The sequence below is a fragment of the Methylosarcina fibrata AML-C10 genome (assembly GCF_000372865.1).
In the GTDB taxonomy this organism is placed as follows: Bacteria; Pseudomonadota; Gammaproteobacteria; order Methylococcales; family Methylomonadaceae; genus Methylosarcina; species Methylosarcina fibrata.
In genome coordinates, this window is sequence record NZ_KB889965.1 from 3,759,036 (window position 1) to 3,782,085 (window position 23,050).

A 23,050-nucleotide genomic window follows, 5' to 3' on the forward strand; every position below is an offset into this window, starting at 1 on the left:
GTTAGATCAGGCCGTGCTCGGCGAAAGAATAAGGCTCTCCGTCGCCGATGATGAAATGGTCCAGGACCCGGATGTCGAACAGCGCCAGAGCCTGTTTCAATTTGTCGGTAATCAGTTTGTCGGCCTGGCTGGGCTCGGCGATGCCCGACGGGTGGTTGTGCGCGAAGATCACCGCCGCCGCATTGTGATACAGCGCTTTTTTGGCTACTTCCCGAGGGTATACCGCGGCGCCGTCGATCGTGCCCCGGAACAGCTCGTCCAGTTGGATCACCCGGTGCTGATTGTCGAGAAACAGACAGGCGAAGACTTCATAGCTGTAGCCTCTGAGCTGCGCGCTCAGATAGGCGCGGGTCGCGTCGGGGCTGGTCAGGGCATCGCCCCGCTGCAGGACCTCCTTGAAATGGCGCCGCGCCATTTCCATGACCGCCTGCATCTGCGCATATTTGGCGTCGCCGAGACCGTTGCTGCGGCAGAAACGCTGCCGGTCGGCGTCGAGCAGCGCTTTCAGCGAACCGAAGTCGTTCAACAAGTCCCGCGCCAGGTCGACCGCGCTTTTACCCGGCGTGCCGGTGCGCAGAAAAATGGCCAGAAGCTCGGCGTCGGTCAGGGCCGCCACTCCCCGCTGCAACAGTTTTTCTCTTGGCCGGTCCTCCGCGGCCCAGTCTTTGATGGTCATCGGCAACACTCCTGAATGAAGAGATCTTTCTAACGGCTTAAGTATAGATCCGGTTCCGGAATTCAATGCAACGGCGCTTCAACCGAAAACCGGGCATGGAAGATTTTTCCCTTCCTTGCCATAATAAATTTCCTAAGGCGGATTTCAGGCTATGAGCGAATACAAACGAATTTTATTGGGCGTCAGCGGCGGCATTGCCGCGTACAAGTCGGCGGAGCTGGTTCGCCTGATCCGTAAACGGGGAGCCGAGGTGCGTGTGGTAATGACGGCTTCGGCGATGCAATTCGTAAGCCCCTTGACTTTTCAGGCCTTGTCGGGGAATGCGGTGCAGACCGACCTGCTCGATGCCGAAAGCGAAAACGCGATGGACCACATTTCCCTGGCGCGTTGGGCCGACGCCATGGTCATTGCGCCGGCGACGGCCAACGTCATCGCGAAACTGAGCCACGGCCTGGCCGACGATTTGCTGAGCACGCTGTATCTGGCGGCGACCGTGCCGGTTTACATCGCGCCGGCGATGAATCAGGCGATGTGGGCCAAGCCGGTGACGCAGAACAATATCGCCACATTGAGGCAGCACGGCGTTCAGGTCATAGGCCCCGAACCGGGCGAGCAGGCCTGCGGCGAAACCGGGCTGGGACGCATGTCGGAGCCTTCCGACATTTGCGCCCGGCTGTTCGCAGGACTCGCGGTACGCTGCCTGGAGGGACTGAACGTATTGATCAGCGCCGGTCCTACCCGCGAACCGCTGGATCCTGTCCGTTACCTCAGCAACCGAAGTTCGGGCAAAATGGGCTATGCGCTGGCGGAAGCAGCCAGAAACGCCGGGGCTGCCGTGACGCTGGTCAGCGGTCCGGTCTCCCTGGCGCCGCCGGCCCACGTAGAAACGGTCCGGGTCGAAACGGCGGCGCAAATGTACGAGGCCGTGCTGACCAGGGCGGAAGCCTCGGATATCTATATCGGCGCGGCGGCGGTCGCCGATTATACACCCGCCGTGACGCAGCCGGGGAAAATCAAGAAAGAAGGCGAGCAAACTCATCTGATTCTGCAAAAAACCGGAGATATCCTGGCCGCCGTCGCGGCGCTCGGCCGACGTCCTTTTACCGTCGGGTTTGCCGCCGAAACCGATGATCTGAAGGCTTACGCAAGAGACAAGCTGGCGCGAAAAAACCTCGACATGATTGCGGCCAACTGGGTAGGGCGCGGTTCGGGCGGTTTCGAGAGCGAACAAAACGCCCTGGAGGTGTTCTGGAAAGACGGCAAAAAAAGTCTGGCGATGACCGGCAAGCCGCGTCTGGCGGAACAGCTCATCGAATTGATTGCCGAGCGAAGAGCCGTCACGGGCCGGAAATGACCGGGCGGCCCACCGTTTCCTCTTTCTGTTCACTAACCGATTGCTTTTTGCGGACCTTTTGACCGGCTGTACGGGTCTTATGACTATCAATTCATCTGATCACGGTCGGGAATGGGGAGGTGTCGTATGCACACGACTGACGAGGTTACCACGGTATGGCCGGGCAAACCTTATCCATTGGGCGCTACCTGGGAGGGCGAGGGAGTCAACTTTGCCCTGTTTTCCGAGCATGCCGAAAAAGTGGAGCTTTGCCTGTTCGACGGCAAGGGGCGGCACGAAATCCAGCGCATCCGGATGCTGGAGCAAACCGACCAGATCTGGCATTGCTATCTGCCCGAGGCAAGGCCGGGCTGGCTCTACGGCTATCGAGTCCATGGCCCGTACGATCCGTCCGCCGGAGCTCGCTTCAATCCCCATAAATTGCTGCTCGACCCGTACGCCAAAGCGATTGTCGGGACGTTGCGATGGAGCGACGCATTATTCGGCTATACCATCGGAAGCAAAAAAGAAGACTTGTCCTTCGACCGGCGCGACAGCGCTTCCAGCATGCCGAAATGCCAGGTCGTCAATCCGGCGTTCGCCTGGAAATACGACCGGCCGCCGCAAATTCCCTGGCACGACACCGTTATTTACGAACTGCATGTCAAAGGGTTCACCCAATGCCATCCCGAGGTTCCCGCCAAACTGCGCGGCACTTACGCCGGTCTGGCGACAGAGCCCGCGCTCGACCATTTGCGGCGGCTCGGGGTGACCGCGGTCGAACTCATGCCCATCCATACCTTCATACACGACCGCTATCTGGTGGACAAGAGCCTGCGGAATTATTGGGGGTATAGCTCGATCGGCTTTTTCGCTCCGGAAAGTCAGTATGCTTACGGCGAACCGGTCAGCGAGTTTAAAAGCCTGGTCAGCGCGCTTCATCACGCCGGCATCGAGGTGATTCTGGACGTGGTATACAACCATACCGCCGAAGGCAATCAATTGGGCCCGACGTTTTCCTTTCGCGGCATCGACAATGCGGCTTATTACAATCTGGTGTCCGACAATCCCCGCTATTACATGGATTACACGGGTTGCGGCAACACCTTCAACATGACCCATCCCAAAGTTCTGCAGCTCATCATGGACAGCCTGCGGTACTGGGTTCTGGAAATGCGCGTGGACGGTTTTCGCTTCGATCTGGCCTCGTCGCTTGCCCGGGAATTGCACGCGGTGAACCGTCTCGGCGCCTTTTTCGACATCATCGGGCAGGATCCCGTGCTGTCGCAGGTCAAGCTGATCGCCGAACCCTGGGATCTGGGCGAGGGAGGCTATCAGGTCGGCAACTTTCCGATCGGCTGGGCCGAGTGGAACGATCGCTACCGCGATGGAGTTCGCGCTTACTGGAAGGGAGAAGGGGGGCAGATCAGCGACCTCGCCTACCGGCTGACCGGTTCCAGCGATCTGTACGGGAAAAGCGGCCGAAAGCCTTATTCCAGCATCAACTTCGTAACTTCGCACGACGGGTTTACCCTGCACGATCTGGTGTCCTACAACGAAAAACACAACGAAGCCAACCTGGAAAACAATCAAGACGGCTCCAATAACTCGATCTCCTGGAATTGCGGCGAGGAAGGGCCTACCGACAATGCCGACGTCCAAAGCCTGCGCGCCCGGCAGAAGCGCAACTTTTTGAGTACGCTGCTGCTGTCTCAGGGCGTGCCCATGCTGTTGGCCGGAGATGAAACGGGACGGACGCAGCAAGGCAACAACAACGCTTATTGTCAGGACAATGAAATCAGTTGGTTGAACTGGAAGTTGCAGGCCGAGGACCGGGAACTGTTGTCTTTCGTACAGAAGCTGGTCCGCCTGCGCAAGCAGCATCCTGTTTTCCGGAGGAAACATTTCTTCGAAGGCAGGCCGATCAAAGGAGCGGAGATCAAGGACATCGTCTGGCTCAATCCGTCGGGTCAGGAAATGAGCGAAGACGAATGGAATCAATCGTTTGCCCGTTGCCTGGGTGTTTATCTGTCGGGCGAGGCGCTGGATGAGCGGGACGAGCGCAATCTACCGGTGCGGGACGACAGCTTTTTGCTGCTGCTGAATGCGCATGACGGTGAAATTGCCTTTACCCTTCCTGCTGACCCGGCCGACGGACGCTGGCGCCGGGTACTGGATACCGCCGAGCCGAATGCGGCGGGTGGCGATTATGCAGCCGGCGAACAGTACAGACTCCACGGCCGATCGACGGCCTTGTTTACCCAGGATGTGTCCGGACAATGATTGTCTTCCGGACAAGGAACAGGCAAAAAGCGGACAACAACAAAACCGGAAACTTTTCCCGCCCGGAAAAAAGAACGGAATCTTCAGTACTTCACGAAACCCTAGGCGCGACTCCACCCAGTCCGAATACGTTGAACAGCCAGAGGATCACTGCAACGATCACGACAATGTTCAAAATCTGTTTAATGCTGGCCGCCATCGGAATGAAGGAGTTGACCAGCCATAACAAGATGCCCACCACGATCAGGGTGACTACTACCGAAATTAAACTCATTTTTTTGCTCCCGAATAAAGTGACCGATAAAGCGGAAATACGTAAACTGTCCGTCTTGTCGAACGATGCTACCCTGCCGGTGCCGGCGCTTCCCAGGCTCTGACCGGGCAGCCGGCTTGCATCCACTTTAAACGCAAGTCATTTTCTGTTACCACCAGGCTGAGACACTGCGATGGCGCTCAGCCGCCACGTATCCAATGTTTGGCCTTGACCTCGGCCGTTGATAGCCGGGGATTTTTTCGATGTTTCCCGTCCGGAATCCAGGAGACTTTTTTCGTGGATTCGCCTGTTTTTTCGATCCCTTTTTCTCTTCCCGGTCCTGCCGTTTCGGACGACGCGGCCTGTTTTTCCTTTGCCGCTTCCGGTTTCAGTCTTGCCAGGGCATTGTCTTCTTCCTGTTCTTCCTGGTCCGTTTGTTGCTCTACCGTTTCCGGCGTCTGTTTTGGCTCACACCCGAAGCCTCCGGGCGGGAAATTCAATAAAAACACAATCAACATCAGTTTGTATGCGCTGTTCATGTTCTTCTCCTGACGGCGTCGACCGTTCGTTACCGATGAATAGCTTTCCTGGAACGTCAAAAATAAAAGTCTTTCCGAAATGCTCTGACCGATCCGGGTTAAGTGACGGCTTCGGTGCCGCGCCTTTCTCGAAAAACAAGATTGGCCTGTTGCGTTAGCCGGATCCTTTCACGATCAGGCGGTTTTTAACTTCACTCACGTTCTCGACCGATCGGGCCAATTCTTCAGCCTTGACGGATGCTTGCGTGGAGCTGACGAAGCCGCTCAATTGCACGACTCCTGCGTTGGTTTCCACGGTGATCTGAAAATTTCTGAGCTCGGGATCGCCGGCAATCTTCTGCTTCACGGTGGACGTTATGGCGCTGTCGTGAAGATATTGATTCGAATTCTCCTCAACTGAATTGGCTGCGCAACCAGCCATGCACACTAACAAAAACAAGCTCGTGAAAAAATACCGTAGCCAAATCGAGTGCTTTACCATTGTCTGATTCCTCGAGAAAGTTAAGGGTCGTTGCTTTATTGGGATCTTTTCATTTTATTTCTGTCCCGTCTTAAGCGTTGAACTCCAGAAGTCTCCGTCTGCCGGCATCTTGAAAAATTTTCAAATTGGCCGGGCTTCATTGTCCCGTTCATTTTCCATAATGAGGTTTTCAAATTCGTGCTGTTCCAGTCGGCCGTCCTCGCCGGTATCGACCTTGTCGAAATATTTGAGCAAATAGGGATAGTCTTTTTTAAGCTCTTGTTTGGTGACGTAGTGGTCGCCGTTTTTATCGGCTTCCCGAAAATCCGGGGATCTTTTGGCCTGCCGGTCTTTTTCCGCCACCGCTTTTTTATCTTGAGAGCCGGATTCGGTTTCTTTCGTCCATGCCGTCTCAATCATTGCGGCCAGAGCGATGCCGAGCATCAAGACCAGCCCGGACTTTTTCGTCAATTTTGCAAAAGAAGAAAAATTTTTCATTGTTCGTTTTCTCCATCGGGATCAAACAGGGAGCTTGACGCCCGTTTCCGGCAAACCCACTGCGGCAATCGGTCATTCTTCAGCAGGCCGGGAACGGCATTTATAGAAAATTTTATTCTTAATCGCGGCCGGTGTCGGTACGCCATCAAACATAAGAAATTTATTTTTTACTATTGGGAGCGATGGCCATAAGAGAGGCGGCCGGTCATTCGGAGGAGAGCGGCGAGGCTTCCACCATGGCCGGAGAAAAATCGGAGCTATTTTGTAGAAACGAGGAAACCGGCGATTGACGGGGATGGCCATGAATCAACGGGAAGAGTCCCGTAAGAGCGGCCGGAAAACCTCCAGAATGTTTTGTTTGTTCATCGGATACCACAGATTGCCCAAATGGCCGCCCCGGGGATAAATTTTTGCGCGCTTGTCGAAAACGGTTTCCAGAAAGGCGGCATCGTCGTCGGAGATCAAAAAATCGTCCAGATTGTGCATCAGATAAATATTTTTATTTTTCAGAGTGGTTTCCAGACTTTTTAAAGAGCCGGCCGTGCCCAGCTTGTCCAGGGTCATTGTCCGGTCGTTCACCTGCCTTATTCTGGGAATCAGGCATTTGGTAATATATTCCATCAGGGTGAAGGAGTGGATTTCTTCAAACCGGTCGTGTCGATGTCCCCAACTGACCGGAGAATTCAAATAGCCCAAATCAAAAGCGAGATCGCTGACATAAATGGCCTCGCTGACCGAACGTTGCAGCACGCTTCCGATCAGGTACTGGTATTGCCAGTCCTTGAGTCCGGTCCGCTGGTCCCAATGCAAAAAATAGTTGGGATCGGAAGGATCGCCGCGCAGCGTTTCAGCCAGCAGGCCGACGGCATAATCCTCGAGCAATTCCAGTTGCCGTTGCGAGTGATTCCGCTTCTGGCCGGCCATGGAATCGATTTGCCTGACCGCTTTCAGCAGGTCGACCGGAGGATTGATCAACAGATAGGTGGCGATGCCGATTTTTCGTTGCGCCGCCTCCTGCTGGGCGATAAACGCCGATTCGCGCGCGCCTTCGCTCATGCCCAGAAGACCGATCGAGCTTATGTCGGCCTGCCATTCTTTCCTGACGGCGGCGAGGGTGAGCTGCATGACGGTATAAAGATCCCGAACGTCTTCCCGGATGAAACCGGGTACGCCCCAGCGGCTGGCCGCCAAGGCGAAATTCCAGTTGAACGGGGACGGCAGGGCCAGCACGTGAAATCCGTTTCCTGCCAGAAACTCGGCAATGTACCGGACCGAGCCGGTATAAGCGGAGCTGGATATTCCGGGAATGATGAAAATCAGCGGCGCTCGGCCTTTCTGCTGATAAAACCGATAGAGCAGTTTGCCTTTCCCTTCGAGCAGATAGACGTCGTTGCGGCCCTCGTAAACAGTAATCCTGAGGTCTCTTATATTGCCCGAAGGCATCGATTCGTGTCCCTGCAGCAAGGCGACCGTGGAAGTGGCGACCAGCGGGTCTTTGTAAGGATAGCGGTAATAGGCGCCGTCCACGATTTGAGAGAAGGCTTCCGGCAGAAAAAAAAGAATGCCCAACAAGAAAGTAGCTACATAAACGGCTTTGGATAATTTCATGAAAAGCCTCTCCTACCATTTGGCAAGTGATTGTTTTATTGTTCCAGGTCCCTCGGCTTCACCGTCGGCGCGCATCGGATGCCCTTAATCCTGCCGTGCGTATGCAAAGCGATAAAAAAGGATGAGCTTCGAAATTTTATAAAAGACAGTGAAGTGACAGCGGATTTTGACAAAAGGTTCAGGGCCGAGCTCGAGAGTCCGTAGCCCTTGAGGCTCGGTTTTTCGGTGGAAGCGGATTCGGAATGAGGTTTTTTCAGACGCCGGAAACTCTCCAGGGACGGGCTGAATAAGGAACGTATTGACCTGTTAGTGTCTAATCGCTTAGGTTATATAAGGTTTCGCCAGTATTTTCTCCGCGATGGCCGGATTTTAACGTTAGAGCCGACGACTTTCCGAAAAGCGGTTTTTGCGGTTTTTACCGCCGCGGAGAAAGAAAACGGTACCGGTTCGGCTCCCGTTGACGAGGTTCGGTGATGGCAATCAGTGTGTTCGATATTTTTAAAATAGGGATAGGCCCCTCCAGTTCTCATACCGTAGGCCCGATGCGCGCGGCCGGAGAATTTGCCGTCAAACTGGAACAAACGGGACTCATCGACCGGGCCGCCCGGATCATGGTCGAGCTGTTCGGATCCCTGGGCGCCACCGGCAAGGGGCACGGCACCGATAAAGCGGTCCTGCTGGGGCTCGAAGGCGAAGCGCCGGACCGGATCGACCCGGACCTTATACCGGCCAGGCTGGAAGCGATCAGGGCGCAGGGAAGCATCGCCTTGCTGAAACGCTGGCCGGTCGATTTCAATGAAAAAAGAGACTTTCTGTTTCACCGAAAGGTGTTGCCTTACCATTCGAACGGCATGCGGTTTACCGTCTTCGACTCCGAAGGAACGCCGCTGCTGCAGAAAGATTATTATTCGGTCGGCGGCGGCTTTGTCGTCAGCGGAGACACGGCGGCCGCCGATCGCTTGACCGTCGACGATACGGTTTTGCCTTATCCGTTCAAATCGGCGGCCGAACTGCTGAAATTGTGCGCGGACCACCGGAAACCGGTCAGCGCTCTCATGCTGGACAATGAGCAAGCCTGGTTGAGTGAACGGGAAATCCGGAACAGGCTGCTGACCGTCTGGCAGGCAATGCAGGCCTGCGTCGAAAGAGGCCTACACGAAGAAGGCATTTTGCCCGGCGGCATGAAGGTGAAGCGCCGCGCCGCGAATCTGTACCGGCAGCTCACCGGAGCCATACCCCGGCAAACGCCGGGTGTGCCGGTCGGGACGCTGGATTGGGTCAATCTGTTCGCGCTGGCCGTCAGCGAGGAAAACGCGGCAGGGGGCCGGGTCGTCACCGCGCCGACCAACGGCGCCGCCGGCATTATCCCCGCCGTGTTGCATTATTACTGGAAGTTTTATGCCGGAGCCGACGAAGAAGGCGTCATCCGGTTTCTCTTGACGGCCGCGGCGATCGCCATTTTATACAAGGAAAACGCCTCGCTTTCCGGTGCCGAGGTCGGCTGCCAGGGCGAAATCGGCGTCGCCTGTTCGATGGCGGCCGGCGCCCTGGCGGAAGTTTTGGGAGGCACTCCCGAACAGGTCGAAAATGCGGCCGAAATCGGCATGGAACACAATCTGGGCCTGACCTGCGATCCGGTGGGCGGACTGGTACAGGTGCCCTGCATCGAGCGCAATGCGATGGGCGCCGTGAAAGCCATCAACGCCGCGCGGATTGCGCTGCGCGGCGACGGCACGCATTTCGTGTCGCTGGATAAGGTAATCAAGACCATGCGCGAAACGGGTGCCGACATGAAAACGAAATACAAGGAAACCTCGCGAGGCGGTTTGGCCGTCAATTTGATTGAGTGCTGATGCTTCGGATCAGCCTTCCCGGCCGTTTGTCAACTTGAATTTTTTGTCAGAATCCGCTGGCATGATGGTCCAGCCCCATTATTGAACGATTAATAGGAGTTTGCATGCTTGTTTCAGAGAATGCTTTACCACTGACGTTTCCCCGGCTGTTGGCGGGCATGGCGCTTGCCGCGTTAATTTTCCCGCTGCCGGGCTGTCAATCCTTGTCGAAATCTTCAAGCGCAGGAGCCATGCCGTTGGCCGCCGATCCGGGCGGACATCATTATCCGGTTTCGACCGCCGAGCCCGACGCTCAGCGCTATTTCGACCAGGGGCTGATTCTGGCCTACGGCTTCAATCATGCCGAGTCCGCCCGCTCGTTCAAGGAAGCCTATACGCTCGATCCGGACTGTGCGCTCTGTTACTGGGGCGAGGCGCTGGTGCTGGGTCCCAACATCAACGCGCCGATGGATCCGTCGGTTGCGCCGAAAGCGTATGATCTGGCGCAAAAAGCGCTGGCGCTGGCCAGTTCGGCCGGCGACAAGGAAAGAGCGCTGATCGAAGCCTTGTCGAAACGCTATGCTAATCCCGCTCCTTCGGACCGCCGGCCGCTCGATGAAGCCTATGCCGGAGCAATGCGCGAGGTCACCGCCCGCTTTCCCGACGATGCCGTGATCGCGGCGTTAACGGCCGAAGCCCTGATGGATCTCCATCCCTGGGATTTCTGGAGCAAAGAAGGCGAAGCCCGGCCCTGGACTCCGGAAATTGTGGCGATCCTGGAGCGCGCCTTGCAACGGGACGCGGACAATCCTCTGGCCAATCACCTTTATATTCATGCTCTGGAAGCCTCGCCCCATGCGGAAAAAGCGCTGGCCAGCGCCAGGCGGCTACCCGCCTTGGTGCCGGGATCGGGCCATCTGGTGCACATGCCCGCGCATATCTATATCCGGCTCGGACGGTACCGCGACGCCATACTGGCCAATCAGGCGGCGGTCAAGGTCGATTGGGGGTATTTGCACCATCCGCATGCCGAGAGTATCTATACCGTTGCTTACGTGCCTCATAATCACCATTTTTTGTGGGCGGCGGCGATAAAAACAGGGCGCAAGGACCTGGCCGTTCAAGCGGCGGCCGACACCGCCTCGCTGGTCAAACGGGAGTTGCTCAGGGAGGCCGCTCTCAGCGGCACCTTGCAGCATTTCATGACGATTCCGTTGTATACCCAGGCCTTGTTCGGCGATTGGGACGCCATTCTGAACGAGCCGGCGCCTGCTTCGGATCTACTGTATGCCAATGCGGTCCGGCATTATGCCCGAGGTCTCGCCCTTGTCCGCAAGGGTCGAATGGCGGAGGCGAAGCAGGAATTGACCCGGCTGGAACACTACCGGGATCATCCTGCGGTCGCCAAACTGTCGGTCTTCGATTTGAATCCGGTGCCGCAATTGCTGGCGATCGGCGCCGATATTCTGCGCGGCGAGCTGGCGGCCCGAAGCGGAAATTTCGAGGAAGCGATTGTCTCTTTCCGGCATGCGGCCATGCTGGAGGACGATTTGAGCTATACCGAGCCGAAGAACTGGTATCTGCCGCCGCGTCAGGTGCTGGGATCGTTGTATCTGACCATGGGCAAAGCAGCCGAGGCGGAGACCGTCTACCGGCAGGATCTGGCTTATCATCCGCAAAACGGCTGGTCCTTGTTCGGTTTAACCCGCAGTCTCCGCGAGCAAGGAAAGAACGGCGAGGCGGACACTGTGCAGCGGCAGTTTCAGGAGGTCTGGGCCGATGCCGACGTGACCCTGACCGATTCGCGGTTTTGAAATGAAACAGGAGCCGCCTTCGTCGTTAAAAAAACGGACTCCTTTCAGACAAACCGCAGACGGTCGGTAATGCCGACGTTTTCTCTCGGGGCCGTGGGGAACCGATGGGTTGCGGATCATTCACCGAACTGCCGATGCAGCAACTTTCTGTAAGTCGTGGCATGATGCTGCAACAAGGCATCGACCGTACGAGGTTTAAGCGGATACAGCGTGCCGCCGTCGAAATCGCCGAACAACGGCACCAGAGCTCCGCTCAGAGTATAGTTCAGCGATTTCGCCGGTCTCTCGGCGATAACGGGAGTGCTCTGGAAATAGGAGGTGTCGATGTTCTTCATTTCGCTCTGATGATAGAGTTTCGATACTTTGTCGGAGACTAATTCGGACGCTGCATTTCTGATCTTGAAAATATCCTGGGAAACCCTGGCCGCACCGCCTATCAAAAAGCTTTCGATGCGGGTGCCGTCCATCCGGTTTTCCTCGAGCGTGCCGGCAATGGACTCGGACAGGGTTTCCTGACTCAACGGCAGCAAGGTGACCGGATCGAGGCTGTTGTTGACGACGAAGCCGGCTCCCCGGCTGCCGGCGATCTGGGCAAAATCCAGCGCGAACTGATAATTGCCGGGCTTCGGCTGGGCGAACACGTAGGATTTGAGCTTGAACTGCTTGGCCTGCAATCCGTATCGGTCACCAGGATCGGTCAGCGCGTAATGCAAAAACGAGTGGACCAGGGTGGCGATGGCGGCGCCCTGGCTATGACCGGTAATCATCAGACGGGCGCCGGCCGGCATTCGTTCGGATTGCAGGAACTTGAGGATGCCCAGGTTCTTGTCGAACAGCAGCGTGAAGGCGGCGTAGGCAAAACCCAGATGCAATTCGGCGCCCGGAGTGGCGGCAAAGGCAATGGGCAGACTCGTCGCTTCGGGAAATTCGATGCCGCCGAAGGCCGCAACCGTCGTGGCCAGCAAATCGTCCAGAATGCTTTTCGCCTGTCCGATGGTGCCGCGAATGGCCAGGGCATATTCTCTTCCGTCGTTCCGGTTGCGCAGCATGATCCAGGCGTTCTGGAAAGGACCGAAACCGTTCGTCGCCGGATCCGGGCCCAGACCGTCGCGGCTGTCGAAGACCGTCTGCCATGAGCCCAAATTCGCGCGGTATTCGCTGTCGTCCGGATGATTGTTTCGATCGTCCTGATTGTTGAGTTCAATACAAAATTCCAAAAGCTGCTTTGCTTCTTCGGCGCTAAATCCGCTCGGATCGGTTCGGTGAGTCGCAAAACTGCGTTGATTTACCAGGGATGGCAGGGCTATGATCATAAAATGGCACCTTAGTCTTAATTTTTGAGGCGAAAACATCGTTGAGACTACAGGCTATAGCCTAGAACATTTTGCCGTTTTGCCAATGGCAATTAACATGCGGACTCTGTCCTTAATTCGGCGAAGACGAGGGGTTGAGACAGAAGAAAGCCTTTATCCGAAGCAGACGAGACCTTTTGGAGAAGGTAAGAAATGCAGCGGAAAAAGACGTGCGGGAGAGGAGCCGGATTGTCCCTGGCGATTCTATCCGGCCGGTCCGTTTGCGAGTAACTCAAGAAAGATGCCAGGGCAGGCCAACCCGGCAAATCCAAGAAGATCACTCATGCGAAAATCGCCTTCCTGTGCACCGGGGAGCATCGACGTCCACCCGGGATCTTGTTCCAGATTCGATGTCCGATCGTCTTTTAAGGGTAAAAGGCTCGAATGAAAAATTTCAATAAAGCTTCGGGATAATTCTTATATCGGCGGTGCGCGTGATAGAATCGGAACGTTTCAGAAAATACTTCCCTATCCGCTTTTCCGCCGTCTTCCCGAGCCGTACTATTCCATGTCCATTCAACACGAACGCCTCCGTTCGCTGATCGAATTCGTTCAGTCCTCCGCTAGGCTGCGCAGCCGCCTGGTAACGGACGTCGCTCAGCACAATCTCTTTCATGCGCATGAAAACGAGATCGCCTGCCTGCCTGGGCTGCATTTCGCCGAATCGGAAGGAGATGCTTGGCTGCGCGTGGAACGCTTGCAGGAAATTCCTCCACCGCCGCCGGAGAGCGGGCTGCTGCAAGCCTGGCTCGACTTGAGCCCTCATCCCGGGCGGGAACCCGAATTGCGCCGGCAGATCGCCACAAACTCTCCGACGCCGGCCGGAGCCGTGCCGGTTTCCGGCGATGGCCCGGCTGCCGTTGCCGCAGAAATCGTTTTTCTGGAAGCCTGTGACCTGCGTTCTCAGGTGGAGGCCGAATTTAAAGTGTATTTCGAGACCGTGTGGAAACCCTGGGCCGTCGTAGAAAAGCAAAGGAGGCGAACGATGTCGCTCTATGCGCAATTGTTCACGCTGAAGCAGCGGCTCGAAGGCGCCATCGCCGACAGTCCGGTCGAGCTGGTTTGGGGGGTGGGCCACGCGCTCTGGCGGGAGGCCGGAGCGCAATTGAGCTATCCCCTGCTGACGCAGCCGGTGGAGCTGATTCTCAACGAAAGAACGATGGCGATTGAAATCCGTCCGCGCGAGGTCGATCCCGGGATCGAACTGGATTTTTTCGCGGCGGCCAACAAGCCGGGCGTGCCCGCGCTGGAAAAAGCCGCCGCCGAATTCTTTAAAGAACCACCGGCTGTCTTCTCGCCGTGGGATCCCGGTTCGTTCGAACCGCTTCTGCGCACCGCGGTAACGCATCTGGATCCTTCCGGCAGCTACTGGCCCGGGCAGACCGCCGCCGAGGACCGGTCGCTGCCTCCGGCGGACGATCGGCTCAAGGTGACCGATACCTGGGTCTTGTTTGCGCGTCCCCGCAATGCCAGTTTGCTGATTCAGGATTTGGAGCGTTTCAAGGCGGCCATCGACGACATCGGAACGCTGCCTCCGGCGCTGTTTGCGCTGCTTTCCGATCCTTCGGGCGAGAATCCCGAAATTTTTCTCCCTGCCTTTCGCGGCCTGTCGATGATCCAGGGCAGCGGCGGCGAGATCCGGGATTTGTTCTTTCCGGCCGCGTTCAACGACGAACAGGTCCAGATCGTGCAAAAACTTCAGGCATACGACGGCGTCGTGGTTCAAGGTCCGCCCGGAACAGGCAAAACTCATACCATCGGCAACATCATTTGCCATTGCCTGGCGCTGGGACAGCGCGTGCTGGTGACCTCGATGAAAGAGCCGGCGCTGACGGTGCTGAAGGAAAAGCTGCCAGAACGGATCCGGCCGCTGGCGGTCAGCTTGCTGACGGCCGAGCGCGACGGCATGAAACAGTTCGAGTATTCGATTGCGAAAATCGCTTCGGAAATTCAAGGCATCGACCGCCTGGCAACGGCCCGGGAAATCGACCGGATCGACGCCGCGATCGGCAATTGCCATGCGCGCCTTGCCCGGATCGATGCCGGGATCGGCGCGCTGGCCGCCAATCATCTTGGCCCGTTCGAGCTGGACGGAGAACTTGTCGAGCCGCGCGATGCGGCCGCCGAAGTCTCCGCCGCCCGGAGCTCGGTCATACGGCTGGACGATGCCGTTTCGATAAGTCCCGAATTCCGGCCGCGTTTTACCGACGCCGACATGTCAAAGCTGCGCGAAGCCAGGCGAACCTTGGGACAGGATCTGGAATATTTAGGAGTCGGCCTGCCGCAAATGGCCGCGTTCCCGGATTCCAGGGAATTGCTTCGCGCGCATCAGGATTTGTCGCGCTGCGCCGAACTCAAGTCGCAAGTCGATAACGGCCGCGTTTCGGCCCTGGCCGATGCATCCGAAGCGACGCTGGCGGCGGCGGAGCAGCTCTATCGGGAAATCGAAGAGCTTCAGGCGTTGCGCAAGTCGGTCGCGGATTCCGCCCTGCCCTGGACCGAGGCGATGCTGCGGGCCCTTCGCGATGATCCCGACAACGAGCTGCTGAGCCTGTTCTCCGACCTGGCGGACGGGTTCGATGCGGAGTTCGCCGGACGCCGGCGTTTTTTGGCGAAGCCGGTGGAGCTGGGCAGTGACGGCGACGACCGCAATGAGGTGCTGCTGGGCGCGATCCAGCGCTCGGCCGAAGGCAAAAGCCCGTTCGGGATAACGGATCTGCTCGGGAAAAACGCCGAAAAAGCCAGCCTGAAGGCGATCCGCGTGGACGGACATCCTCCTGCAGGAAACGAGGATTGGCGTCATGCGCTCGACTTTGTCCGCCATCGCCGCGCTTTGCGTACTCTGCTTACGCGTTGGAACAATCTGGCTCTGGAGTTCCGGCTGCCGCAGTTGGCGGTCGAGCCCGCCCAGGCGCCGGTTTTGTCGGAACGTCTCGGCCATTATCGAAGCCTCAAAACCATCGTATCGCTGGAAAGCCGTGTTGCCGGCGCCGCCAAACGAGTCAGCCCGTCCTGGTCGCATGCCGAAACGGCCGCGCTCACCGACGAGATTCTAGGTGAGCTGCAACAATGGTTGTCGCACCATCTGATGCAGAACCGTCTGGCCGGAGCCTGGGCCATGAAGGAACGGTGCCAGCAATGGCTGCACGGCTGCGGCGGCGGCATTACCGAAGCCCTCCGCGGGTTCGTCGAACGGACCTTGGGCGACCCGGCCGTTGCCGAGGCCGATCTGCAGGCGCAGTGGTCGGCCCTGCTCGAGGAACTGCGCCGAATTCACGGCTTGAAGCCGCTGCTGGACACTGTCGAAAGCGGCGCCCGGCTGATCGGCGAGTCGGGAGCGCCGCGCTGGGCCGAACGGTTGAAAACGAAACCCGCCGGGGAAACCGATCCGCTGTTGCCCGAGGACTGGCGGAAAGTATGGCGTATCAACCGGCTGGCCAATCATCTGGAACAAATCGACGGGCGCGACGAACTGAAACGCCTGGCCGGAATGCGGACCGAGCTCGAATCGGAGCTGGGGCGCGCGTACCAGGATGCGGTGGCGCTGCGCACCTGGCTGAATCTGGCGGAAAACGCTTCGCCCGGCGTCAAGGCGGCGCTTCAGGCCTATCTCGCCGCGGTCGTGAAAATCGGCAAGGGCAAAGGCAAAAGAGCGCCGATGTATCAGCGGCAGGCCAGGCACGCAGCCATGCTGGCGAGCCCGGCCATTCCCTGCTGGATCATGCCGCATCACCGCATTTCCGAATCGCTGCCGGCCGAATTCGGCAGTTTCGATCTGGTCATTATCGACGAGGCCTCGCAATCCGACTTGTCGGCGCTGCCGGCGATTTTCCGAGCCAACCAAATTCTGGTGGTCGGGGACGACAAGCAGGTCTCGCCCGAAGGCGCGTTTCTCGACAGCCAGTCGATTCAGAATCTGACGCAGCGTTTTCTGAGCAACCATTATCTTTTGTACCGCGACCAGATGGGGCCCGACCGCTCGATTTACGATCTGTTCAAGGTCGTGTTCGCCGCTTCCGCGACGATGTTGAAGGAACATTTCCGCTGCGTCGCGCCGATTATCGAATATTCCAAACGCGAAGTGTACCGGCACGAGCTGAAGCCGTTGCGCCTTCCGAAGGCTTCCGAGCGGCTGGATCCGCCGCTGATCGACGTCTTCGTCGAAGACGGCATCCGCTTGCCGAACGACGACGTCAACCCGGGCGAAGCCCACTTTATCGTCGAGGAAATCAAGGCGATCGTCGAGAATCCAGAAATGGCCCACCGGTCGATCGGAGTGGTGTCCCTGCTCGGCGACAAACAGGCGCTCAGGATCTGGGAAATGCTCAATGACGACGATCTCGACGCAGACGGTCGGCCGCAAGGCCTGTCGCCCGAGCTCATCGACCGGCACCGGATTACCTGCGGCGATGCCCGCACTTTTCAAGGCAAGGAGCGGGACATCATGTTTTTGTCGATGGTGGTTTCCAGGGGCAACGCCAGTGCCCTGGCCCGGGACACGTTTGCGCAGCGTTTCAATGTCGCGGCGTCCAGGGCGCGGGACCGGATGTACCTGGTCCGGAGCATTGCGCCCGACGATCTGAGTCCGGCCGACAAGCTGAGGCGTCATCTTATCGATCATTTTGCCAAGCCTTTCGCCCGGGAGGAAAGGCCGGTGAAAAATCCGGAAGATCTGTGCGAGTCCGATTTCGAACGGGAGCTGTACGACTTCCTGACCGGGCGCGGCTACCGGGTATTGCCCCGGGTGCAATTCGGCGGACAAGATTCCGGAGCCCATGAATTCCGCATCGATCTGGTCGTTGAAGGAAACGGGGACAACCGGCTTGCGATCGGGTGCGACGGCGACCGGTTGCACGGAGCGGAACGCTGGGACGACGAGATGCGCCGGCAAAGAATTTTGGAGCGCGCCGGCTGGCGTTTCTGGCGCTGCTTTGCCGCCACCTTCCTGATGAACCGGGAAGCCGTGCTTGCGGATCTGCTCGAAACGCTGACCGCTCTGGGCATCGAGCCGGGCGGAAAGGACGAAGGCGGTCCGGGTCTGTACAGCGAACATCGCCGGTATTTAGCCTTTCCACACGAAACGGCCAGTCTGGCGGACGGCAAGTTGCCGTCGGGCGATGCCGCCTAGTTTCGCCAAGGTTGATGCCCATGAACGTGACGGCAAAAATGATCACGGTGACCGTCAATACGGCGATCGATCTGTTTCTCGAAGTCGAAGGTATGGGGCGGCGGGACAATCTCATAGCCAACAGCAGTGCCGAGTTTGTCTGCGGCAAGGGCATTAACGTCGCCAGGACGATCGAGTCCCTGGGACATCCTGTCCTTTGCCTGGGATTCGCGGGGAAGCAGTCGATGCCTCTGTTCGAGGCGGCGGCGTCCCGAGGGCTCAGGACCGATCTGATCGCCGTCGAGGGCAAGACCCGCACCAATCTCACCCTGCTCGATACGCAGGCTCGCCGGGAAACTCATATCCGGACTCAGGGTTTCAGCGTGACCGCCGAGGACTGCCGGAAACTGGCCGAGAAACTGGACGCCAGCGCCGCAGCCGGCGACATCGTGATTTTTTCCGGAAGCCTTCCGCCCGGAGCGCCCCGGGATTTGTACCGGAGCCTGATGGACCGTTGCCGTCGGCGCCGGGCCACGGTCATTCTGGATACTTCGGGTTCGGGTCTTCACGAAGGCTTGAAAGCCGAACCTTATCTGATCAAACCCAATCGTCAGGAGCTCGAGGAAATCGCCGGGAGAGCGCTTCCGGATGACCGGGCGCTCGTCGGCGCAGCCCGTACCCTGATAGATCAAGGCGTAACGTGGGTTTATGTCTCCTGCGGAGAAGAAGGCCTTGTGGTGGTCGGCAGAGAAACTGCGATCAAGGCGTCGGTCAACGGCGACTTCGGCCGCGTGGTCAGTACCGTCGGCTGCGGCGATGCGATGGTCGGAGGACTGGCCGTGGCTCTCTTCGATGGTCTGGATCCTGCGGAAACGATCCGGATCGGAATCGCTTGCGGCATGGCCAACCTGTATTCCCGGGAGCCCGGAGCCATTGACCGGGCCAGCATGGCGGAAATAATGAATCATGTCGAAACGAGTCCGTTGTGAAATGTTTTCAGTCCGGTTTGAAGAGCGGAGCCGGTCCGTTCGATCCGAACGAACATCGTGATTGTGCTTGCCTTGGACTATAATGACGTGGTCCAGAGCTTACTTTCCCGAAAACAATCGGGAAGATTACTATTTTTGTTTTTGGGAGAACTTATGAAGTTAAAAACGATATTGACGGGCGTTGCGGCGACCACGCTGCTCGGTGGCTGCACTGCTTCGGTTGACAAGGCTTCGGTGAAGGCCACCTCGACGGCTCCCGTTTCGGTGCAGGTGGAGACTGTTCGAATTCCTTACGATGCCGCTCAGCCGATGTATGTGGTCACGGTCGAGCCGTTACAGGTCGGAGCGGACGGGTCCGCGGGCGGGCCGCCGCCCAGCAGCGGTCAATCCGGAGCAAACTATTCCGGTTGGGGACCGTTCGGCTGGATCGGACCGCAGGGCGGCAGCCCCGCGCCCAAGGCTTATGAAGCTCCGCTGCAAGGCATGAGCGACAAGGTGGGCAAAGGCATTGCCGCTCAATTGTTAAGTTCTCTGGGCAATTCCGGCAATATCGTGGTCATCGATTACGACCATTATCTGAAACATGCCGATAATCCCGCCAAACTGCTGCGCCCAGGGGAAGTCGGTCCTTTCATCATTAAAGGCACGGTCACCGAATTCAGCGAAGTCGCCGAAGCCAATAACGAAAGGCAGGGCGGATCGTTAGGCTGGGCGGGTACGGTATTGGGCGTGGCTGGAGCGATTTCCGGAACTCCCGGAGCCGGAATAGCCGGCGCGGCGATTTCGGCAGCCAATCCCACCTGGGAAAACACCAAAGCGCGCCGCACCGGCGCCGTAGGGCTCGATCTGCAAGTGGTGGAGCCCGATAGTGGCCGGATGGTGGGCACGATCGTTTCGCACGGAAGCTTCACTTCGGAATCGGCCAGCAGCGGAGTATCCGTATTCGGAATCGGCGGCGGCGAAACCGCATTCGCAGCCAGCGCATTAGGCCAGGCGACGCGCGCCGCGATGAACGATACCGTCAAGCAACTGGCTGATCAACTGCGGGTAAAAGGCCCGGCTTACGTCAGGATACAGCCCACCGTTTCCAAAAAAAGCAAAAAAAGACGTTAAAGTATTTTCGGTTTGTATTGCTTGACTACGGGCAGAGGCGAGTTTTGATTCGCCTCTGCCTGCAAAAACGGTTCAGTTTGACGGCTGAACCGTCGAATCGGCCTTTATTTGGCAAGACGCTTCGGGACTTCTGTTGATCACTACGATGGGCGGATGGTTTTTGATTTTTTCCTTGCCGTGAATATCGATGACGGTGACGTTAATATTATCGTCCGGCGCCATTGCCAGAAAATCTTCGATGGTTTCCAGAATGTCGTGATCGATGAACTGCGCCTTGCTGGCGTCGATGGTGACCCGGCTGTTTTCGGGGATGCGGGTAATAAATTTTCTCAGCAGCGCTTTATTCAGAAACGAAACGTCCTTGTTGAGCGAGATTTCATAATGCGAACCGTCCTGAGTGAGCGTGATGGCGGCGTGATAGTTGGCCCGAATGACAAAAAACATGCCGATGGTCATGCCGATGGCCATGCCTTGCAGTAGATCGGTCGCGAGAATCGCTCCTACCGTGATGATAAAAGGCAGGAGTTGGCTCATGCCTTTCCGGTAATACTCTTTAAATATGGCGGGCTTGGCCAGTTTATAGCCGGTGTGCAGCAGAATTGCCGACAGACTGGCCAGCGGGATGAAGTTGAGATAAAAAGAAAAATAAACCACGCTGATCAGCAGGCAAATGCCGTGGACAAAGCAGGATACGCTGGTTTTGCCTCCAGCGTTGATGTTGGCGGAACTGCGCACGATGACCGCGGTAATCGGCAGGCCGCCCAGCAAGGCGGACAGGATGTTGCCGACGCCTTGCGCTTTGAGCTCCCTATTGGTCGGCGCTACCCGCTTCATGGGATCGAGCTTGTCTACCGCTTCCAGACTCAGCAAGGTTTCCAGGCTGGCAATGATGGCGATGGTGGCGGCGATAATATAAATTTGGGTATTGCCGAGGTAACTGAAATCCGGAAACGTCAGTTGTTTTAATATCTCCGAAGGTTGCTCGGTAACCGGCAGGCTGACCATGTGTTTTGCGCTGACCGCCCATTCGGGAGCGGTTTTCGCCGCAACCAGATTATAGGCAATACCCCAGCAAACCGCGATGAGCGGTCCGGGTATCAGTTTTACAAGAGGTTGTTTCTTGAACCAGCGTGTCTCCCAGACGATTAAAATCAGTAATGAAACCGCGCTGATGACGACCGAGCCGTTCGATACGTAATGGAACGAATCGAACAATTCGACGAAGCTCGATCCTGCGGTTTCTTTCATATAACTTTCGTCGCCTTCGTAGCTGAAGTGGTATCCGGTCGCATGAGGGAATTGCTTGATGATCAAAATCAGCCCGATGGCCGCCAGCATGCCTTTAATGACGGCCGAAGGGAAGAAAGCGCCGATGATGCCGGCTTTCAAGAAGCCTAAAGCCAGTTGCAGAATGCCTGCCAGCAGGCAGGCCACCAAAAAACCCTGAAAACTGCCCAGAGATTCAATCGCGTTAAAGACGATTACGGTCAGACCGGCGGCAGGCCCCGAGACGCTCAATTGAGAACCGCTCAACCAGGAAACGACCAGGCCGCCCACCAATCCTGCGATCAGTCCGGAAAATAAAGGAGCGCCCGAGGCCAGCGCAATGCCGAGGCAGAGAGGCAGGGCCACCAGAAACACGACGATGCCGGACGGAACGTCGTCCTTCAAATGACCTAAGTAATACTGAAGATGTTTGTGTATCATTTTCTTGACTCCGGTTGCGTAATAGTCAGGAGAGAGTTCGGCTCGTCCCGATGCGGCAGGATGAGTTCGCCCGATGGAAGGCAAGTGTTGTTTTTCCTCCTCTAAGTCCCATTATATAGCGAGTTTTCCGTCTCTTTGTAATGTCTATCCTGTTAAGGCAGTGTAACGGAAACTTTTCTTCAGCCGTCAAAAGCAAAGCCGGCCGTCTTTTTGCTGAATCGGCGCCGACGACTCCGGATTGGGCTGCTTGGGCGAGAGAAGTTTATTTTGCCGAGTAGATTTATCCCGATCGGGTTTTTAAAAGAGGACGGCGGAAGGTATAAAAAAGACGGCAAACGCCGGAGCTTCCATCAATACGGCGCGAGCGGCCGATCTGTCCGGAAAATGATGACGGACGTCACGGTTCTCAAAAATAAAATTTTTGTTATTTTAAACTTTCCGAATTCTTTCGAGTCATATAACTGCACGCCTTTAACGGCGTCGAATCAGCCAGGCTTTCCCCCTGCTTTTCGGCTGATTTTCTTTGAGCCCCGGTGCATTTGATAAATGCGCTGGGGCTTTCTTTTTGCTTTTGTTTAAGAATCGGTTTTCTCTGCTATGCTCTTACTGTCGTAAGTTTATTCTTGCTGATCGGTATGGAAGACATTGATAAAGACAGACTCATCACTTTGGTTGAGAAAATGCCCGTTTTTCCCAAAAGCGTCCAAAAGGTGGTGCAGTTGGCTTCCAATATCGATGCGTCGCCGAAAGAAATTATCCAGGTAATCGAATGCGATCCGATCCTGACCGTTAAAATCCTCAAAGTCATCAATTCCGCCATTTATGCTTTTCCGACCAAAATCAACTCGGTTCAGCGCGCCGTGGTGCTTATCGGTCTGAACACCATCAAAAATCTGGCGTTGAGCATTGCCGGCATGGGCATGCTGAAATCGCTGGGCAAATCGAATTTCGACATCAACGACTTTCTTCTGCATGCGATGACGACGGCAGCGATCAGCCGGCGGCTGGCCGAGCGGTTAAGTCTTCCGGCTCTGGAATGCAGCGACTGTTTCGTGGCCGGCCTACTGCATGATTTCGGCAAGGCGGTATTTGCCGAATACCTGCCCGAGCCCTTTGAGCTCGCCTTGCGGAAAAGCCGGGAATCGAATATTTCTCTGCACCAGGCCGAACTGGAATTTATCGGCTTCAATCATGCTCAAGCCGGTCAGATCCTGGCGACGAAATGGGGATTGTCCGAAGTACTGGTCAATGCCATTGCCTACCATCACGATTACCCTTCGAACAATGTCGCAGAATGCATTTATGCGGCCAATCAAATTTCGAAGCAGCTCATGTTCGGCAATGCCGGCAATCCGGTGACCGATCCGTTTCCCGAGGCCATCGTTAATAAATTCGGTTTGCCGCTGACTGAGTTGATCGAAGGAATGGGCGATTTATCCTTGGTTAAACTTGAGTCGTTGGCTTTTATCAACCAGTAATTCAGAGG

The 23,050-nt window shown here is 56.9% G+C and carries 16 protein-coding genes; 8 read left to right on the forward strand and 8 right to left on the reverse strand.

The window, feature by feature from the left end:
- Position 1 precedes the first annotated feature (1 nt).
- Positions 2-676: a RadC family protein gene (gene radC, locus A3OW_RS0117565; protein ID WP_020564762.1), complete on the reverse strand. Its 675-nt coding sequence runs from the start codon at positions 674-676 to the stop codon at positions 2-4.
- Between the two features lie 151 nt (positions 677-827).
- Here radC and coaBC point away from each other — a divergent pair, with 151 nt between their 5' ends.
- Positions 828-2,030: a bifunctional phosphopantothenoylcysteine decarboxylase/phosphopantothenate--cysteine ligase CoaBC gene (gene coaBC / locus A3OW_RS0117570; protein ID WP_020564763.1), complete on the forward strand. Its 1,203-nt coding sequence runs from the start codon at positions 828-830 to the stop codon at positions 2,028-2,030.
- A 126-nt stretch (positions 2,031-2,156) separates the two neighbouring features.
- A complete protein-coding gene (gene glgX / locus A3OW_RS0117575) occupies positions 2,157-4,292 on the forward strand; it encodes a glycogen debranching protein GlgX (protein ID WP_020564764.1) in 2,136 nt (711 codons plus the stop codon).
- Positions 4,293-4,383: 91 nt separating this feature from the next.
- Here glgX and A3OW_RS0117580 read toward each other — a convergent pair whose 3' ends face one another.
- From A3OW_RS0117580 to A3OW_RS0117605, 5 genes are all read right to left on the reverse strand, one after another.
- Positions 4,384-4,566 carry a Thivi_2564 family membrane protein gene (locus tag A3OW_RS0117580; protein ID WP_026223700.1) on the reverse strand — a complete coding sequence of 61 codons (183 nt, stop codon included), beginning with the start codon at positions 4,564-4,566 and terminating at the stop codon, positions 4,384-4,386.
- Between the two features lie 179 nt (positions 4,567-4,745).
- On the reverse strand, positions 4,746-5,084 hold the full coding sequence (locus A3OW_RS0117585; protein ID WP_020564766.1) for a hypothetical protein: 339 nt from the start codon (positions 5,082-5,084) through the stop codon (positions 4,746-4,748).
- A gap of 154 nt (positions 5,085-5,238) precedes the next feature.
- Positions 5,239-5,505: a BON domain-containing protein gene (locus A3OW_RS0117590; RefSeq protein WP_020564767.1), complete on the reverse strand. Its 267-nt coding sequence runs from the start codon at positions 5,503-5,505 to the stop codon at positions 5,239-5,241.
- Positions 5,506-5,685: 180 nt separating this feature from the next.
- Positions 5,686-6,042 carry a hypothetical protein gene (locus A3OW_RS0117595; protein ID WP_020564768.1) on the reverse strand — a complete coding sequence of 119 codons (357 nt, stop codon included), beginning with the start codon at positions 6,040-6,042 and terminating at the stop codon, positions 5,686-5,688.
- A 306-nt stretch (positions 6,043-6,348) separates the two neighbouring features.
- A complete protein-coding gene (locus A3OW_RS0117605; RefSeq protein WP_020564770.1) occupies positions 6,349-7,650 on the reverse strand; it encodes an alpha/beta hydrolase family protein in 1,302 nt (433 codons plus the stop codon).
- A 473-nt stretch (positions 7,651-8,123) separates the two neighbouring features.
- Here A3OW_RS0117605 and A3OW_RS0117615 point away from each other — a divergent pair, with 473 nt between their 5' ends.
- Positions 8,124-9,503 (forward strand): L-serine ammonia-lyase, encoded by a 1,380-nt coding sequence (locus tag A3OW_RS0117615; RefSeq protein WP_026223702.1) that lies wholly within the window; start codon positions 8,124-8,126, stop codon positions 9,501-9,503.
- A gap of 104 nt (positions 9,504-9,607) precedes the next feature.
- Entirely contained in the window at positions 9,608-11,296 is a 1,689-nt protein-coding gene (locus A3OW_RS0117620) for a tetratricopeptide repeat protein (protein ID WP_198291334.1), read from the forward strand.
- A gap of 116 nt (positions 11,297-11,412) precedes the next feature.
- Here A3OW_RS0117620 and A3OW_RS0117625 read toward each other — a convergent pair whose 3' ends face one another.
- Complete coding sequence (locus A3OW_RS0117625) at positions 11,413-12,609, reverse strand: lipase family protein (protein WP_020564774.1); 1,197 nt, start codon at positions 12,607-12,609, stop codon at positions 11,413-11,415.
- Between the two features lie 547 nt (positions 12,610-13,156).
- On the opposite strand from A3OW_RS0117625, the gene A3OW_RS0117630 reads away from it, so the two are divergent.
- The 3 genes from A3OW_RS0117630 to A3OW_RS0117640 all read left to right on the forward strand — a co-directional run bounded on the left by A3OW_RS0117630 (position 13,157) and on the right by A3OW_RS0117640 (position 19,857).
- Positions 13,157-17,776, forward strand: coding sequence for an AAA domain-containing protein (locus A3OW_RS0117630; protein WP_020564775.1), 4,620 nt, complete (start codon positions 13,157-13,159; stop codon positions 17,774-17,776).
- A 20-nt stretch (positions 17,777-17,796) separates the two neighbouring features.
- Entirely contained in the window at positions 17,797-18,744 is a 948-nt protein-coding gene (locus A3OW_RS0117635; protein WP_020564776.1) for a 1-phosphofructokinase family hexose kinase, read from the forward strand.
- Positions 18,745-18,897: 153 nt separating this feature from the next.
- A complete protein-coding gene (locus A3OW_RS0117640) occupies positions 18,898-19,857 on the forward strand; it encodes a hypothetical protein (RefSeq protein WP_020564777.1) in 960 nt (319 codons plus the stop codon).
- Positions 19,858-19,929: 72 nt separating this feature from the next.
- Here the strand turns inward: A3OW_RS0117640 and A3OW_RS0117645 are convergent, their stop codons facing one another.
- A complete protein-coding gene (locus A3OW_RS0117645; RefSeq protein ID WP_020564778.1) occupies positions 19,930-21,564 on the reverse strand; it encodes a SulP family inorganic anion transporter in 1,635 nt (544 codons plus the stop codon).
- 635 nt (positions 21,565-22,199) lie between these two features.
- Here A3OW_RS0117645 and A3OW_RS0117655 point away from each other — a divergent pair.
- Positions 22,200-23,042 (forward strand): HDOD domain-containing protein, encoded by an 843-nt coding sequence (locus A3OW_RS0117655; RefSeq protein ID WP_026223703.1) that lies wholly within the window; start codon positions 22,200-22,202, stop codon positions 23,040-23,042.
- Positions 23,043-23,050: the final 8 nt, after the last annotated feature.